The 15,352-nt window shown below is 69.7% G+C and carries 17 protein-coding genes; 11 read left to right on the plus strand and 6 right to left on the minus strand.

Translation table 11 applies throughout. From position 1 onward, the window contains the following. The 10 genes from VFA06_RS02655 to VFA06_RS02700 all read left to right on the plus strand — a co-directional run. Positions 1–1,912: hypothetical protein (locus VFA06_RS02655; protein ID WP_324838741.1), on the plus strand; the 1,912-nt coding region annotated here is incomplete at its 5' end. A 190-nt stretch (positions 1,913–2,102) separates the two neighbouring features. Continuing rightward, complete coding sequence (locus VFA06_RS02660; RefSeq protein WP_324838742.1) at positions 2,103–3,200, plus strand: S53 family peptidase; 1,098 nt, start codon at positions 2,103–2,105, stop codon at positions 3,198–3,200. A 281-nt stretch (positions 3,201–3,481) separates the two neighbouring features. Further along, on the plus strand, positions 3,482–3,925 hold the full coding sequence (locus VFA06_RS02665; RefSeq protein ID WP_324838743.1) for an Hsp20/alpha crystallin family protein: 444 nt from the start codon (positions 3,482–3,484) through the stop codon (positions 3,923–3,925). Positions 3,926–4,078: 153 nt separating this feature from the next. Continuing rightward, positions 4,079–4,468, plus strand: coding sequence for an STAS domain-containing protein (locus VFA06_RS02670; protein ID WP_324838744.1), 390 nt, complete (start codon positions 4,079–4,081; stop codon positions 4,466–4,468). A 56-nt stretch (positions 4,469–4,524) separates the two neighbouring features. Beyond that, positions 4,525–4,926 carry a J domain-containing protein gene (locus VFA06_RS02675; protein ID WP_324838745.1) on the plus strand — a complete coding sequence of 134 codons (402 nt, stop codon included), beginning with the start codon at positions 4,525–4,527 and terminating at the stop codon, positions 4,924–4,926. Between the two features lie 307 nt (positions 4,927–5,233). After that, positions 5,234–5,593 carry a metalloregulator ArsR/SmtB family transcription factor gene (locus VFA06_RS02680; RefSeq protein ID WP_324838746.1) on the plus strand — a complete coding sequence of 120 codons (360 nt, stop codon included), beginning with the start codon at positions 5,234–5,236 and terminating at the stop codon, positions 5,591–5,593. After that, positions 5,590–6,075: an SRPBCC family protein gene (locus VFA06_RS02685; protein ID WP_324838747.1), complete on the plus strand. Its 486-nt coding sequence runs from the start codon at positions 5,590–5,592 to the stop codon at positions 6,073–6,075. Before VFA06_RS02680 ends, VFA06_RS02685 begins: the two co-directional genes overlap by 4 nt. Positions 6,076–6,078: 3 nt before the next feature. Further along, positions 6,079–6,687 (plus strand): dihydrofolate reductase family protein, encoded by a 609-nt coding sequence (locus VFA06_RS02690; RefSeq protein WP_324838748.1) that lies wholly within the window; start codon positions 6,079–6,081, stop codon positions 6,685–6,687. Positions 6,688–6,816: 129 nt separating this feature from the next. Then, positions 6,817–7,257, plus strand: coding sequence for a YbhB/YbcL family Raf kinase inhibitor-like protein (locus VFA06_RS02695; protein ID WP_324838749.1), 441 nt, complete (start codon positions 6,817–6,819; stop codon positions 7,255–7,257). A gap of 217 nt (positions 7,258–7,474) precedes the next feature. Beyond that, positions 7,475–8,629 carry an MFS transporter gene (locus VFA06_RS02700; RefSeq protein ID WP_324838750.1) on the plus strand — a complete coding sequence of 385 codons (1,155 nt, stop codon included), beginning with the start codon at positions 7,475–7,477 and terminating at the stop codon, positions 8,627–8,629. 142 nt (positions 8,630–8,771) lie between these two features. Here the strand turns inward: VFA06_RS02700 and VFA06_RS02705 are convergent, their stop codons facing one another. The 6 genes from VFA06_RS02705 to VFA06_RS02730 form a co-directional block, all read right to left on the minus strand. Continuing rightward, positions 8,772–9,416 carry a DedA family protein gene (locus VFA06_RS02705; RefSeq protein ID WP_324838752.1) on the minus strand — a complete coding sequence of 215 codons (645 nt, stop codon included), beginning with the start codon at positions 9,414–9,416 and terminating at the stop codon, positions 8,772–8,774. A 319-nt stretch (positions 9,417–9,735) separates the two neighbouring features. After that, the gene (locus VFA06_RS02710; RefSeq protein ID WP_324838753.1) at positions 9,736–10,185 is read right to left on the minus strand and encodes a DUF4265 domain-containing protein; all 450 of its coding nucleotides are present in this window, start codon (positions 10,183–10,185) and stop codon (positions 9,736–9,738) included. Positions 10,186–10,355: 170 nt separating this feature from the next. After that, on the minus strand, positions 10,356–11,024 hold the full coding sequence (locus VFA06_RS02715) for a response regulator transcription factor (protein WP_324838754.1): 669 nt from the start codon (positions 11,022–11,024) through the stop codon (positions 10,356–10,358). Then, the gene (locus tag VFA06_RS02720; RefSeq protein ID WP_324838755.1) at positions 11,021–12,139 is read right to left on the minus strand and encodes a sensor histidine kinase; all 1,119 of its coding nucleotides are present in this window, start codon (positions 12,137–12,139) and stop codon (positions 11,021–11,023) included. Before VFA06_RS02720 ends, VFA06_RS02715 begins: the two co-directional genes overlap by 4 nt. 131 nt (positions 12,140–12,270) lie before the next feature. Continuing rightward, positions 12,271–13,062, minus strand: a complete 792-nt coding sequence (locus tag VFA06_RS02725) for an ABC transporter permease (RefSeq protein WP_324838756.1) — start codon at positions 13,060–13,062, stop codon at positions 12,271–12,273. After that, the gene (locus VFA06_RS02730; RefSeq protein ID WP_324838757.1) at positions 13,059–14,027 is read right to left on the minus strand and encodes an ABC transporter ATP-binding protein; all 969 of its coding nucleotides are present in this window, start codon (positions 14,025–14,027) and stop codon (positions 13,059–13,061) included. The genes VFA06_RS02725 and VFA06_RS02730 overlap by 4 nt, the downstream gene beginning before the upstream one ends. Positions 14,028–14,380: 353 nt before the next feature. On the opposite strand from VFA06_RS02730, the gene VFA06_RS02735 reads away from it, so the two are divergent. Further along, positions 14,381–14,791: an Imm10 family immunity protein gene (locus VFA06_RS02735; RefSeq protein WP_324838758.1), complete on the plus strand. Its 411-nt coding sequence runs from the start codon at positions 14,381–14,383 to the stop codon at positions 14,789–14,791. Positions 14,792–15,352: the final 561 nt, after the last annotated feature.

The raw sequence follows: 15,352 nt of genomic DNA on the forward strand, positions 1-15,352 counted from the left end.
CGTGTCGGCCCTGCTCCGGGCCCGGCTGGGCGCACCCGGAACCCATGTCCCAGTCAGCCTCGGTTTCGCCCCGGGCGCGAAGGTTTCGGCCCCGCCCGGGGTGGCCCTGACCTCGGTCGGCAGGTCGAGCGCTTCCGGTTACCTGACAGCAGGATCCGCTCCGGTCTTCGCCGCCGCGCTGCGCGCCTCGATTGGCGCAGACGTCGCGGCCGGTCGTCCGGCGGGCAGTGGCCCGCTGTTCGGCGGGCTCACCTCGATGCGCCTGGCCGTACCCGGCATCGGTCAGGGGTCGGGGACCGGCGCGGTCGCGCCGCGCTACCCGCTGACCTTCCTGCAGATTGACGCCACGGACCTGACCGGCGCGCCGGCCGACAACGCCGAGGTGTTCGTGGTCAACACCGATTCGGTCACGCGGTGGCACGGCGTCGTGCCGATCGCGGCGGGGATCGGCCGGGTCGCGGTGCCCGCCGGGCACTACTCGGCGGCGGCCGATTTCGCCGACTTCGACACGCAGGGCGCCCTCACCGCGATACGGACCGTCGCGCTGAACGACTTCACCGTCGCCGCGTCCGGTACCAGCACAGTCAGCTTCGACGAGCGCGCCGCCACCGTCCCGTTCAGCGTGTCCACTCCCCGCCAGGCGACGCAGGACTCCCTGGTGGTCGGATGGTTCCGGACAGACGCCACCGGCGCGGCATCCGGCTTCGAGGGCGCGGCGAGCGGCCAGGTCCAGGCGTACTCCAACACGGAGGGGCGCCCAGTGATCGGAAGTGTCCGGTATGCAGTGCAGTGGGGCGGCACGGGCGCCGCGGCGCAGCCCGCGTACCGGTACGATCTCGCCTTCGCCACTGAGGGGATTCCCGCCGACCAAACCCACGGGGTCTCGTCCGCACAGCTGGCCACGGTACGCCAGAGGCTTTATGCCGATCCGGCGGCGAGTGCACCCGGGGAGATGTTCGAGAGCGTATACGAGCCCAGCTTCGAGATCCTCATGCCTACGCCACCCGTCGCGGGCGTTCTGACGGACTACATCGGCGTCGGCTTGGCCGATCGGTGGCAACAGGGTTATCTGTCGTCGACGGGCTTGTTCTACACCTCCAGCGCGCGACGGTACACAGCCGGGCGCGCCTACACCGTGGAATGGGCCCACGGTCCGCTGGCCCCGAACGACGGGACCTACGGTGTGGGGCTGCCCAACCCCTGCTTCGCATGCGCTTCCAACGGCGCCATGTCGGTCGGCTTCAACGAACTCGCGGACAGCGAACCCGATCATGTCGGGGTTCCCGTGTTCGGCGGCTCTACGCACTACACGCTCTACCAGAACGGCGTCATGGTCGTCGACGCGGTCAACGCGGTAGGGGCCAGCCTCGCTGGCGTCCCGAACGCGCCGACCACCTACCGCGAAGTGCTCGACACGGATCTGAGAAACGTCCCCGGCCTCACCGAATCGACGATCACGCACACGGAACTCACGTTCCACTACGCGCCGGGAACGACCCCCGACCAGACTCTGCCGACCGCGGTCTCCTGCAGCCGTGACGACTCGATCGCCGCGCCGTGCCAGATCCTGCCGGTCCTCAGCCTCGATTACCACCTGGCCACCGATCTGACCGGCGTCAGCCGCTCAAGCGTCCAGGCCCTGCGCTTCGATGTCAGCCATCTGACCTACCTTGGCCACGGTTCGCACAGCCCGATCACTGCGGCGAGCGTGTCAGTGTCCTTCGACGCCGGCAAGAGTTGGACGTCGGCCGTCGTCCACGGCACGGCGGGCCACTACCTCGCCCTGTGGCGAAACCCCGCTTCCGCCACCGCCATCTCGCCCGCGATACGCGTCACCGCGCGCGACGCAGCAGGCGGCTCGATTAGCCAGACGATCTTCAACGCGTATATCGCCGCGGTGTCAACGCGCTAAGAGTAGAAGGGAAAGGCCGGTGAGAAGATCGATGATCCCGCTCCCGCGGCGTGTCACAACCCTGACTTCCGTCTTCGCGTTGCTCGTCGGCGCGGCAGTCTGCGCGCCCGCCGCAGGAGCTATCGCAGCCGCCCCGGGCGCCCATTCCGTAGCCCCGGGTCCGGCGGGGCAGAAGCCCGAGCCCACCAACGTGAGCCGCGTCTGCGGCGCCGCCGCGCCGGGTATCGCGCGCTGCCTGGCGGTAGTGCGCACCGACGTGCACGCAGGCAAGGGTGCGCGTAGCGCGAGCTCTCCGCCTCCCGGCTATGGACCGGCCGACCTGCGTTCCGCGTACGCTTTGCCGGCCACCGGCGGCTCCGGCCAGACGGTCGCCGTCGTCGACATGGGCGACGACCCCACAGCCGAGGCGGACCTGGCCGTCTACCGCGCGACCTACGGCCTGCCACCGTGCACCACGGCGAACGGCTGCTTCCGCAAAGTCAACGAGCAAGGCGCGGCCGGTCCGCTGCCGCCGGACTTCGGCTGGGACGTTGAGATCTCCCTCGATCTGGACATGGCGTCCGCCGCCTGCTCCGCGTGCCGCCTGCTGCTCGTCGAGTCGGACCAACCGACGCTGCAAGACCTCGCCGCAGCCGTGGACAGCGCGGTCGCACAAGGCGCGAACGAGGTGTCCAACAGCTACGGCGCCGAGGAGTCCGGCGACATGCAGCCACTCGAGACCCACTACAACCACCCGGGCGTGGCGATCCTCGCCGGATCGGGCGACGGCGGGTACGGAGTCCCGAACTATCCGGCGGTCTTCCCCAGCGTCATCGCGGTCGGCGGCACCACGCTGAACAAGGCCACCAACACCCGGGGTTGGCGAGAGAGCGCGTGGAAGGGCACAAGCAGCGGCTGTTCGGCCTGGATAGCGAAGCCGTCCTGGCAGCACGACCCGAACTGCCCCGGCCGGATGACCGCCGACGTAGCCGCGAACGCCGATCCGCAGACGGGGCCTGCGGTCTACGACACCGACAACCAACAACCCGGATGGCTCGTCGGCGGCGGAACCAGCGCCTCATCTCCGTTCATCGCAGGCGTCATCGCCCTGGCCGGAAACCCGCAGTCGTTCCCGAACGCTTCCTACCTCTACGCTCACGCGAATGCCCTCCACGACATCACTACCGGAGGCAACGGCGGCAACAGCATCACCGCCTTCGACTGCGGCGGCGACTACCAGTGCAACGCACTCCCCGGCTACGACGGACCGACCGGTAACGGAACCCCGAACGGCATCGCAGCCTTTTAAGCTTCTAAGCCACGTTGCGGTGTCCGGGACAGAACTCCCGGACACCGCTTCACGAGGGCGAGCGGTTGGTAGACCGGGTTGCGGTCGGCCAGCCGCTGGTGCACCCGGGCCGCTTCTTCGATTGCGGTGGCGACCATCACTCCGTCGAGCGCGCGATGGTGGGGCGCCGACGCCTGGCAACCCTTCCGACGACACCTACTTTTGTCATCTTTACGACGACATGCTATAACGAAGGCGGCAAGCGCGTCGACACCGTTGCGACCTGACTGGAGGTGTTCACCATGTTGATGCGCACCGATCCGTTCCGTGAACTCGACCGGCTCGCTTCGCAGCTGCTGGGCAGCGCACAGGCCGGCACCTGGTCGCGACCGAACCCGATGCCCTTGGACGCCTGGCGCGAGGGCGACCAGTTCGTCGTCTGCTTCGATCTGCCCGGCGTGGACAAGGACGCGATCGAGCTGGCCATCGAGCGCGACGTGCTGACGGTGAAGGCCGAACGACGCCCGGTGTCCACCCCGGAGAAGGTGGAGATGCAGGTCTCCGAGCGACCGCTCGGGGTGTTCTCCCGCCAGTTGTTCCTCGGCGACGCCCTGGACTCGGAGCACATCACCGCCGACTTCGACCGTGGCGTGCTGACCCTGCGCATCCCGATCGCCGAGGCGGCCAAGCCCCGCAAGATCCAGATCACCTCTGGCGAGAGCGAGCGCCAGCAGATCAGCGCCTGACCCGGGCGAGGTGAGAGGGTCCCCCGCCCGTCGGGATCCGCGACGCGGAACCCGCCGCGGTGGCCGGCATTCAACCAGGCACCTGCCGTGTCCCGGGGCCCGCCGACCCGGGACACGGCCGATTCGGCCCGGCATCACAGTAGGTGAGCAACCATGACCGCGCCCCTTCTGGATTTCGCTGTGAGCACCGACCCGGACGGCACCACGGTGCTGCACGTGTGCGGCGAGGTGGATATCGCCACCGCCGAGCAGTTGCGCGAGCGCTTGCTGGCGGAATTCGCGCGCCACGATCGGCTGGTGGTGGACCTTTCGCGCGCCATGCTCTACGACGGCGTCGCCCTGCGCGCGTTGCGCGCGCTACACCGTGAAGCCGTGCGCGCCCGACGCCAGCCGCCCGCCCTGCGCGGGGTGCGCCCCACGCTCGCCAAGGTCCTCAAGGCCACGGGCATCCACGCCCTCTTCCTCCAACAGGAGCACCACCCTTTCCCATCGCGCAAGCCGCAGCCGCAGCCACGTCCGGCGCTGGCGGCCAGCGCCGCGTGAGCAGCGAGCGCGCGGCTGATCCGGGCCACGCAAAGGAGCGCGGAAGGTGAGACGGTATGCACCGGTCTGACGCGTCGTCCGGCTCGCAGGACCACTACGCCGTCCTTGGCGTGTCCGTGACGGCGACACCCCAAGAGATCACCCGCGCTTACCGTGCGCTGGTGCGTGCACTGCATCCCGACACGGCCACCGCACCCGGCGAGACCCTTGTCCGCTTCACGGCCGTGACCACCGCGTACGCCGTCCTGCGCGACCCGGCTCGGCGCGCTACCTACGACCAGGCCCGAAAGCGCGAGTACACCGCGGTCCCGCCGCAGGGGCGCGACACCACCGATGCCATAGCGCTGGGCGACCAAACGGCCGACGCGAAGCTCATCCGCCCGGCCGCGCCCGCCCGCGAACCACTCTTGCGCGTCGGGCCCACGCGCATCAGCCCTCTGCCACGACGGAAGCTGTAAGGGCAACAGTGTCCTCCGGCAGGCTCTGCGCGACCTTTGTTGATCATCCCGTTCGCCGCCGCCTCCTCGACGACCTCGACGACCTCGACGACCTCGACGACCTCGTGGCATAGCGCGGCGGTCTGCGTCTCATCGACCCTGGCGCGCGCCGACTCGCGCGATTTCTTGAAGCACCCGGCGCAGTGCGAGCGGGTCGACCTCGCCAGCCGTGATCGCGGCCGTTTTCCGTGGAGCGCGGGTTGACGTCAGCACGGGCGCGACCTATAGTCAACCTATCACTTGATTAACGGATCGATTGATCACATACATGGTTGACAATGAGCGGGCGCCGGATCCCGAGGCGGCTCTGGACCGAGCCTTCATGGCCCTTGGCGACCCGGTGCGTCGCGCGATCGTGGCGCGCCTGTCGCGGGGCGAGGCCACCGTGAACGAGCTGGCCGCGCTGTTCCCGATCACCAAGCAGGCGGTCTCCAGGCACATCGGGGTCCTTGAGGACGCCGGCCTGATCACCCGTAGCCGCGACGGTCAGCGCCGCCCGTGCCACCTGGACCCGGCCGCCCTAGAGGCGCTGACCAGCTGGATCGACGGCTATCGGCTGGCGGCGGAGAGCAGGTTCCGGCGGCTGGACGCCGTGCTGGAGACCTTGAAAGAGCAGGAGGAACGATGAGCACGCACCCGACGACCATCACCGCGCCCAATGGCACCCCGTTCCTGGAGGTGACCCGGGACTTCGACGCCACTCCCGCCCGGGTGTTCCGTGCGGTCACCGAACCTGAGCTGGTGGCGCAGTGGCTGGGTCCGCGCGACCTTCAGATCGACATCGAGGAGTACGACGCGCGTCCCGGCGGCCGCTACCGCTACACGCACCACGGCGGGCATCTCGGCGACCAGCGCGCCTCGTTCCACGGTGTGTTCCACACCGTGCGGCGTGATGAGCTGATCATCCAGACCTTCGAGTACGAGGGCGTGCCCGACGAGGTGGCGCTTGAGATCCACCGCTTCAGCGTGGTCGACGGCCGCACCCGGCTGACTCAGCGTTCGGTCTTCCCGTCGCTGGAGACCCGCGACGGCGCGCTGGCGGCGGGCATGACCGGCGGGATCGAGGACTCGATGAACCGGCTGGCCGAACTGCTCGAGCGGGAGGTGTGAGCGATGAGCAAGGTCATCATGGCCGACGCGGTCTCCCTGGACGGCTTCCTCGCCGACGAGCACGACGGGGTCGGGCCGCTGCACGACTTCTACTTCAACGGCGACACGCCGATTAAGGGCGGGCGAGACACGTTCTACGTCCATTTCAAGACCTCACCCGCGACCGCCCGCTATCTGGACGCAGCCTGGTCGCGCATCGGCGCGATGGTGATCGGGCGCCGACTGTTCGACATCACCAATGGCTGGAACGGGGTGCCGGTCGCCGGTGACCGAGTGTTCGTGGTCACACACAGCGCCCCGACCGACTGGGAGTTCTACGGCAAGGCACCGTTCACGTTCGTCACCGACGGCGTGCACAGCGCGATCGCCCAGGCCAAGCAGGTTGCCGGACCCCACCGGGACGTCGCGCTCAACGGCGGCGACGTCGGCGGCCAAGCCTTCGCAGCCGGCTTGGTGGACGAGCTGGACGTGGCCCTGGTACCGGTGGTGTTCGGCTCCGGTAAGCGGTTCTTCGGCAGCTTCGCTGACGGTCCGGTCCTGCTCGAGGACCCGGAGCCGGTCGTGACCGGTGACCGCGTCACGCACCTGCGCTACCGCGTCCGCAAAGACTGAAGCACCCTGCGACGCCAGGCTGCCCATCACGAATAGCTGCCGCGGGAATCGGACTGTCGTGCATGCCCCGGGCATCGGCGGGCAAGGCGGTTGCGTACCGAAACAGTAGCGAGCACGAAGGTGATGATCATGCACCTGCGTAGTCCCGCGTTCAGCGATCACGCGCTGATTCCAGCCCAGTACTCCCACCAGAAGGGCGACTTCTCCCCGCCTCTGGAGTGGGACGATGTGCCCGACGGCGCGGCGGAACTCGTTCTGGTCTGCGAGGACCCGGATGCGCCTTCGGGCAGATTCGTGCACTGGTTGCTGGCCGACATCCCGCCCACCGAGGGCGGCGTGGAAGCCGGACGTCAGCCCGCGGCTGCGGTGGCCGGGCGCAACGGGTTCGGCGGCGCCGGGTACGGCGGACCACACCCGCCGGTCGGCGACGAGCCGCACCACTACTTCTTCCGGCTGTATGCCTTGCCCGAGCCGACAGGCCTGCGCACCGGGTTCACGGCCGAGGACGTGGCCGCGGTGCGCGAGCGGGCTCTCGCCTCGGCGACGCTCGTGGGCACATACGGCAGGTAGCCGCAGCAAGCATCGATCCACGTTCGGTGTCTCGGCGCGCCGCTGCGCTGGGCTACGTCGTCACAGCGTGTCCCTTGGCAGTTGGATCCCCACGATGCATAGCAATCAGGCGCTTGGAGGAGGTGCCACGCCTATGCCTGGTGCCCGAACTTCCGCTCTAGTACGGCAGCACGCTGAGCATGCCTCGGCTGACACCGCGCGCCGTCCCCACTCACGCGTGGCGCTGCTGGTGGTCACCGCGTCGTTCAGCGCGTTGCTGCTGAGCGCCAACCTGGCCACGCCGCTGTATGCAGTGTGGGCCGAGCAGTTCCGGTTCTCCACCGTCGTCCTCGCGCTGATCTTCGCCGTCTACGCGCTGGTGCTGGCCCCGGCGCTGCTGATCTTCGGGCAGCTCTCCGACCGGCTTGGCCGCCGCACGGTGATCGCGATCGGCCTCGGCCTGGCCATCGCCGCGCTGGTGCTCTTCGCGCTGGCGACGTCGACGTGGTGGCTGTTCGCCGCGCGGGCGATGCTCGGCGTGGCGCAAGGAATGCTCAGCGGTGCGGCGACTGCGGCGCTGGTCGAGTTGGCGCCAGACGGTGACGCTCGTCGCGCGGCACTGCTGGCCACGCTCTCGCAGGCTGGCGGCACCGCCGCGGGCGTGTTGCTGTGCGGTGTACTGGCTCAGTGGGCTCCAGCACCACAGATCACCCCGTTCATCGTCGGCGCGGTCGTGTGCGTGCTGATCGGGGCTGCGCTGCCGTTGGTGCCCGAGACCGCGCAGCGTCAGCCCGGCGGGCTGCGGATACGACGACCTCAGGTGCCTGCGGAGATCCGCGGCGCATTCCTGCGCGTAGCGCTGACCGCCGCGGCGGTGTGGGCGGTGGCCGCGGGCTTGTTCCTGTCCGTGATGCCGTCCTACGCGGGTCGCATGGTGCTGCACTCGCGCAATCTGGCGTTGCTGGCCCTGGTGACCGCGCTGATGTTCCTGTGCTCCTGCGCCGCGCAGCTGGTCGTGCGACGCGGAGCGCCGCCCGCCCAGGCCCAGGCTGGCGGGCTGGTGCTGCTCGCCGCCGGACTGCTGGCCCTGGTCCTCGCCTCGCCCGCGCACAGCAGCGCACTGCTCGTGGCGGGCGCGGTGCTGGCCGGCGCCGGTCACGGCCTGGCGGTGCTGGCCGCACAGGACGATCTGACCCGCATCGCACCGGACCGGCAGCGCGCCGAGGTCAGCGCCGCCTTCTACGTGTGCATCTATCTCGGCGTCTCGATACCGGTAATCGGGATCGGCGTGCTGGCTGTGGCGACCACGCTGTTCACCGCGATCGCCACGTTCGCGGCCGTCACCGGCGCCGGTGCGCTCGCTCTCGCGGCCTGGCACCTGCGCCACCGTTAACCAGACTCCTGATCACCCACGCGGCCGCGACCAGCATGCTCGCAAACCCGGGCCGCGGCGCCGGTGACACGATGCCGGGCCGCCCGCCTTGCTATCTCGCGGCCCGCTAGCGCTGTATGCGCCGCAGACGGGGGTACCGCCGTCAGCGAGAGTCGGTCGGGCGGCGGCGGGCTCTGTTTCGCCGGTAGCGGTTGGCCGCCCACGCGATGACGAGCACGACAGCGGCGACGAGCAGGTAGAGGGAGTAGCGGCTGACCTGCCGGTAGATGGTTTCGATGTGATCGCCAGCGAAGTACCCGACGCTGGTCCAGGTGCCGACCCACAGGGCGGCGCCCAGGGCGTTGAACAGCAGGAATTTGCGCCAGGGCATGCCGGTGGTGCCCGCGACGATGCCGTTGGCTTGGCGCAGCCCTTCGATGAACCGGGCCACGGTGACGATGGCACCGCCGCGCCGGATGAAGAAGCCCTCTGCTTTGGCCAGGCGTTCTTCGGTCAGCCGCACGTAGCGGCCGTAGCGCAGCACCAGCGCGCGGCCGCCGAAGTGGCCGATGGCGTAGCCGGCGTTGTCGCCGAGTACCGCTGCGGCGAAGGCGATGACGCCCACGGCCACGATGTTCAGCCTCCCGGCTCCGGCGTAGACGGAGGCAGCGATCAGGACGGTTTCGCCCGGGGCGGGTACTCCGAAGTCCTCGACGAACAGCAGGAACGCGACCGCGAGGTAGCCCCAGTGGTCGAGCACTGGGGCGAGGGTCGCCAGGAATCCGGGCAGCTGGGCCGGTGCGCTCATCGGCGGTGCTCTTTCCGGTCTGGGATGCTGCGCGGCGTGGCACATTGGCCCGCGGGTTAATCGGCAGGACCACGGAATTTCTACACTAACGTAGATGGTCACGCTCTCGGGAAGGACGCCGCGTGGCGGGTAACAAGGATCCTGAGACGGCGGACGAGCGGGCTGCGCGCCGGCGCGCCGGCGCGCCGGGGCGCCGGGGAACTGGAACCCGCGGTGCTCGCAGCGCTCTGGGACGCGGGCGAGCCGCTGAGCCCCGGACAGGTGCGTGATCGGTTGACCTCGGGCGCCCCGCGCCTCTGGTCACGCTATTTCGGCACCGCTACGTCCCGAACCGCCATGAGGTGGCCTCAAAGTCCGCGCACCACTCGGTCATCCGATCCGTGATCCACGCGCGTCCCACGCTCGTCGGGACGGTCACCACCAGGTATGCACGATGCGCAGGCGCTTCCACCATCCCGCCCGCCCGCTCGAACAGCACAGAAAGCACGTCAATCGCCTTCAGCGTGAATTGCGGGCTCCCATACGCCTGAACACACTCATTCGGACCCCGGTGCGTGACGATAAATCGTCCGTCCTCATCGACGATCCGCACCACATCGCCAGCGGCGCACCCTGTGACAATGCCCGGACTGCGCAACACCTCGACGAGACCGTCACCCAGCATCCGTACCGGCACCACCTCGCGCACCGTAAGCCCGCTGGCCTCCTCGCTGCACAAGGTTGCGCGTCCGTGCCCCTCAGCATCCGCGCGTGCCGCATCCGGGGTCACCGGCCGATTCTCCCACGTGCAACCCCACACACCAGCCCACGACCGCACGAGCCCTACCCAACGGCAGTCCCCGCACGGGGGCACCACCTGCGGTTATTAGCGAAGCATGGCCGGCACCGGCGGGTCGTCGTCGAGGTAGGTATGCGCCACTGCGCACGGGTCCAGTCGGCTCACTGTTCGGTAAGACGGTGGTCGAACGCGAAGATGATCGCCGCCGGGCGGTCGCGCAGGTCGAGCTTGGTGAAGATGTGGTTGATGTGGGTCTTGACGGTACCCTCGCCCACGCGCAGGTCGGCAGCGATCTCGGCGTTGCTGCGGCCGCGGCCGATCAGAGCTAGGACTTGGCGTTCGCGGTCGGTCAGCCGCTCGAGCGCGGTGGGCCGGGCTGGGGTGGCCGGCGGCGCGTCGCGGTAGACGGCCAGGACCCGGCCGGTCACCGCCGGATCCAGCCACGCACCGCCCTGCGCGACGACGCGGACCGCACGCTGCAGTTCCTCGGCAGGTGCCCCTTTGAGGACGAAGCCCGCGGCTCCCGCGCGCAGCATGCCGGCCAGCGCCGCGTCGTCGTCGAAGGTAGTCAGGGCCAGCACCGGGACGTCCGGCGAGGCGGCGCGCAGGTTCGCCGTTGCGGCGACGCCGTCGACCAGCGGCATGCGCACGTCCATCACCACCACGTCGGGTGCGGATGCGCGTACCGCTGCCGGCACGCCACTACCATCCGGGCATTCGGCAACCACCTGGAAGCCGAAGCGCTCACGCAGAATGCCGCGTAGACCGGCGCGCACGAGATCCTGATCGTCCACGAGCAGAACCCTGATCAGCTTGTCCGCGCCGGTCACTGCGCATCGCCTCGCTCGAGCGGGAGTGTCGCGGTGACGAGCCAGCCGCCGCCCCCGGGACCGGCGACGCAGGTGCCGCCGACTGCTGCCGCCCGCTCCCGCATGTTGTCCAGGCCCATCCCCGACCCGTGGCCGGGAGCTCCCGCGCTGTCGACGTCCACCTGCACGCTGTCGGGAAGCACCTGCGCGCGCACCGCCACTGGCGCTCCGGGCGCGTGCTTGGTCGCGTTCGTCAGCGCCTCCTGCACGATGCGGTAGACGGTGACGCCGGTCGTCGCCGGTAGCGTGTGGAGTGCGCCGTCGAGGGTGAGCGTCGCATCGACGCCTGCGGCGCGGAGCTGTGCCACCAGGTCTTTCAGGTCACTGATACCCGGTAGGGGCGGCGGGACGCGGTCGCCGGTGCGCGGCAGACCGACGACCGTGCGCACCTCGGTCAGGCTCTGGCGACCGAGCCGCTCCGCCTCGGCAAGCGCCCGGGCGGCGTCCTGCGGGTCGTGCTCGACAGCCAGCCGCGCGCTGGAGACGTGCAGGAGCGAAACAGTGAGGCTGTGGGCAATTCCGTCGTGCAACTCGCGAGCGATCCGGGTGCGCTCGTCGGCGCGGGATCGCTCGGCGAGGTCGGCCTGCGCCTCACGCAACCGCTCGAGCAGCACGAGCTGCTGGCGCAGCAGCAAGGCGCAGAACACTGAGAAGGTCAACCCCGAAGCCCAGGCAGTCCAACCGGGATCGGGCGCGACCGCGAGTCCCTCGACCGCGAGCAACGTCATGCTCGCAGCCCAGAAGGCCAGGCCGGGGACCAGGCCGCCGACCGCGACGCACCAGATCTCCAGCACGCACAGCGCGAACCACCCGACGTCGCGCGGGTTGCCGTGGGCGAGCAGCGCGACGCCTGTCCCGGCGGCGGCCGCGTACAGCAGGAGCAGGCGCGACCTGGTCAGGAAGCACGGCACGGCCGCCGCGGCGGCCAGCGGCAGCCCGACGTACACGGCCGCGATGCCATGACCGATTTTGATCGCGGCGGCGAGAGCCAGGAACGCGGCGAACGCCACCAGGCCGGGCCACCGCCACCAGCGGGGCGGCCCCACTACGACAGGAGCGCCTGAACCGCCGGTCACGCCTCGAATCCTACCGATCTCGCTGCGGATCGTGCGGCGATCGCGAGTGTTGCGGGCCTTCGGCGGTGAGCCCGCCGCCGTGATCCCCCCGCGGATCGACGGCGACGGGCCGCTCGGGCCGGGCTGCGGCTTCACAGCGCCGTTCGGCGTATCGCCGCGACCGCGGCGAACGCCGCGAGCAGGGCCACTACGATCAGCGAGGTCGTGGCGGAGCCGATGCCGAGCCACGGGTCGCGCACGGCGTCGGTCACTCGGGTCAGCGGCAGGTAACCGGAGACGGCGCGGATCGCGGAGCCCATCACGTTCGGCGGCGGTCCGCCGGAGCCGATCAGGAAGGAGGGGAAGAACAGGATCAGTCCTGTGGCCTGCGCCGCGCGGGCTGAGGGCAGCAGCGAGCCGAGCAGCACACCGATGGCGATGAAGGCCACTGATCCCAAGGCGAACGCGGCCAGTACGCGCCCGGGCTGGTGCAGGTGCGGCACGCCGTATACGGGAGCGGCGACGGCCAGCAGGATCGCCGAACCCACAGCGATGGGGAACAAACCGACCACCAGTTCGGCCAGCGCGAAGGACCAGCGCGGGAAGCCGGCGGCGGCGAACCGGCGCAGTACGCCGCGCTCGCGGTAGGACGCCAGGTGTACGGGCACGGTGATCAGGCCGGTGGCCGCGATGATGACGGTCAGATAGGACGCCACGTACCAGTGCGACGGGTCGACGTTGTCGAAGCCGGGCGTGGGCGTCGTGCCGAAGGATCCCCCGATGATCAGCATCGTGACCACGGGGAAGACGAAGACGAAGGTCAGTGTCAACGGGTCGCGCCGGATCAGGGTCAGTTCGGTGCGCACTAGGCGTGCGGTCGCGCCCGCGGCGCCGTGCGTGGTTCGCGCAGCGCTCTTCGCGGCTGTGCTCGTGGCGGACGTCATCGCAGGGCTCCCACTAGGTCATCGGATTCTGATTCGGATTCGCGGGCCGCCCGCGCGGCGCCGGGGTCGGTGTCCTGAAGCAGGCTCAGCAGAGCGTCCTCGAGCGTCGGTACCTGCACCGACAGGTCGCTCGGCACCCAGCCGCCGTCCACGAGCGCCGCGCCGACGTGGGCGATGGCGCCTCGGTCTCCCCGCACCGTCACCCGGTCGCCGGCCAGCTCGACGTCATCGACCCCGGGCAGGCCGGCCAGCCGCCCGCACGACCAGCCGGAGCCGACCGGCACGGTGAAGCCGATCGTGGCCCGCCGCCCGTGCCGCTCGACAAGCTCGGCAGGCGATCCGCTGTCCACGACTCGGCCCGCGTTCATCACCACGATGCGGTCGCACAGCGCCTGCGCGTCGTCGAGTTCGTGGGTCACCAGCAGCACCGCGATGCCGTCCTGACGCAGACGGTCCACGGCAGCCCAGACGGTGCGCCGCGCCATCGGATCCAGGCCCTGCGTCAGCTCGTCGAGAATGACCAACCGGGGCCGATTCAGCAGCGCAAGCACCAGAAACAGCCGCTGCCGCTCGCCGCCGCTGAGCGAGGCGAACGCCGAGCGCCGGCGCGCGGCCAGACCGAACGTCTCCAGCAGGCCGTCGCCATCCCCGCCGCCGAACAAGCTCACCGCCTCGGCGACCCGCAACCGATCCGGCAGCGCCGAGTCCTGCAGCTGACTGCCGATCAGCGCGCGTACGCGCTCGTACTGACCATGCGGGTCGAGCCCGAAGATCCGCAGCATGCCCGAATCGGGCCGCCGCAGACCCTGCACACACTCGACCGTGGTCGTCTTGCCCGCCCCGTTCGAACCGATCAGCCCGACGATCTGGCCGGCCTCGACATCCAGGTCGACACCGTCGACCGCGGTCCGGCCGCCGTAGTTCTTTCGCAATCCGCGGACATACACCGCGCGTGTCTCATCCATGCCGCCCATACTCCGCGAACCACCTGGCAGGCACATCGCGCCGCGGATAGAGCTTCCTCTCCACCCATGGTTAGAGGACGCCCCCTGTGGGCCATCGCCTGCCGATCACACGCGGTTGTCGCCGGTGCCTGATACGTTCGGACCGGATCTCGAACTGCACCGCATTCCTGGCCCCGGCAAGGAGGTTCAGGATTTCCGATTCGCCCACTGAAGTGTGCGCCAATCTTTCGGATCCGGGCGGTCAACGAGTTGGGCGTGAATGTCACCCACAACTGGGGCAGCAACGTCTGGCGCATCGGAAGCCGGGCGAGCCGGTAACGGGATAGTAGGACGAAAGGCGGGATAATCGCCCCATGCCCTCCCCCGGCTTCGACACCGTCGCGCGGGTCACCGTCGAGGAGACCATCGACGCCTTCACCGTCGGCCTCGCCCAACACCCCAGCGGCGAAGGGGGGTACCTGATTCTGCAGTGCGCGCTGACCCCGCCCGATGATCAGGACGCCGCCACCGACATGCACACCTACTGCCTCATGGACGAACAGGGCGCCGTGCACTACGGCGGCATCCAACGCGCCGAGTTGACCGGCACCACCCTCCGCTTCCGCTTCCACCCAGATGCGGCCGAAGAACTCGGCATCCGGACCCCGGAGCGCGAACTCGCCCTGGCCATCCCGCCGGCTGACAGCATCCGCCTCCGCGATGGCCTACACAGAGTCCTGACCTACGGCAACCCCGCCAGACGCCCCAAGCTCGCCGGCATCTGAGACCCCTGCGACCCGGCGACCCACGCGTAGATGACCTTCGAAGCCGGCTCCACGACACCTGACCCGGCCGACGAAGGGCAGGGCCGCCTGACAGCGCTGCGACGGTCGTCGCCCAGCCTGCCGTCAAGCTTGCCCTCAACTGCCGTCCAAGCCCAGGTCAGGCGATAGGCCACATTCAAAGCATCGTGCGGCCCCGCCGTCGACGGCGGGGCCGCACAGTACTTTCCGGTGGAGGCTTTCCTAGTTCACCCAAACCCGGCGCCACGACGAGTAGGGCCCGCACTCCGACTGATCGATCCGTGCCCCCGCGACGACAGCTAGGAGGGCCCAAGTCGACGGCGCAGATCCGGCTGGCCTTGGCCGGGTGATCGGTGCGTCCAGCCGCGCCCGTTGCCATGTGACGGTGAATGTCGAGCCGTCAGAACATAGGGATATCAGGACGCTGCCTGGCGCGCCGCCTCGACTGCGGGCTTGAGCACGGCCTCGGCCCACGAGCGGAAGGTGGTCGGGGTGCTGTTTTCCGGCGTGCGCGGCAGGAAGTTGTCCAGGCCACGCGACTTG

It is taken from the genome of Actinocrinis sp., assembly GCF_035653575.1.
Taxonomy (GTDB): Bacteria; Actinomycetota; Actinomycetes; order Streptomycetales; family Catenulisporaceae; genus Actinocrinis.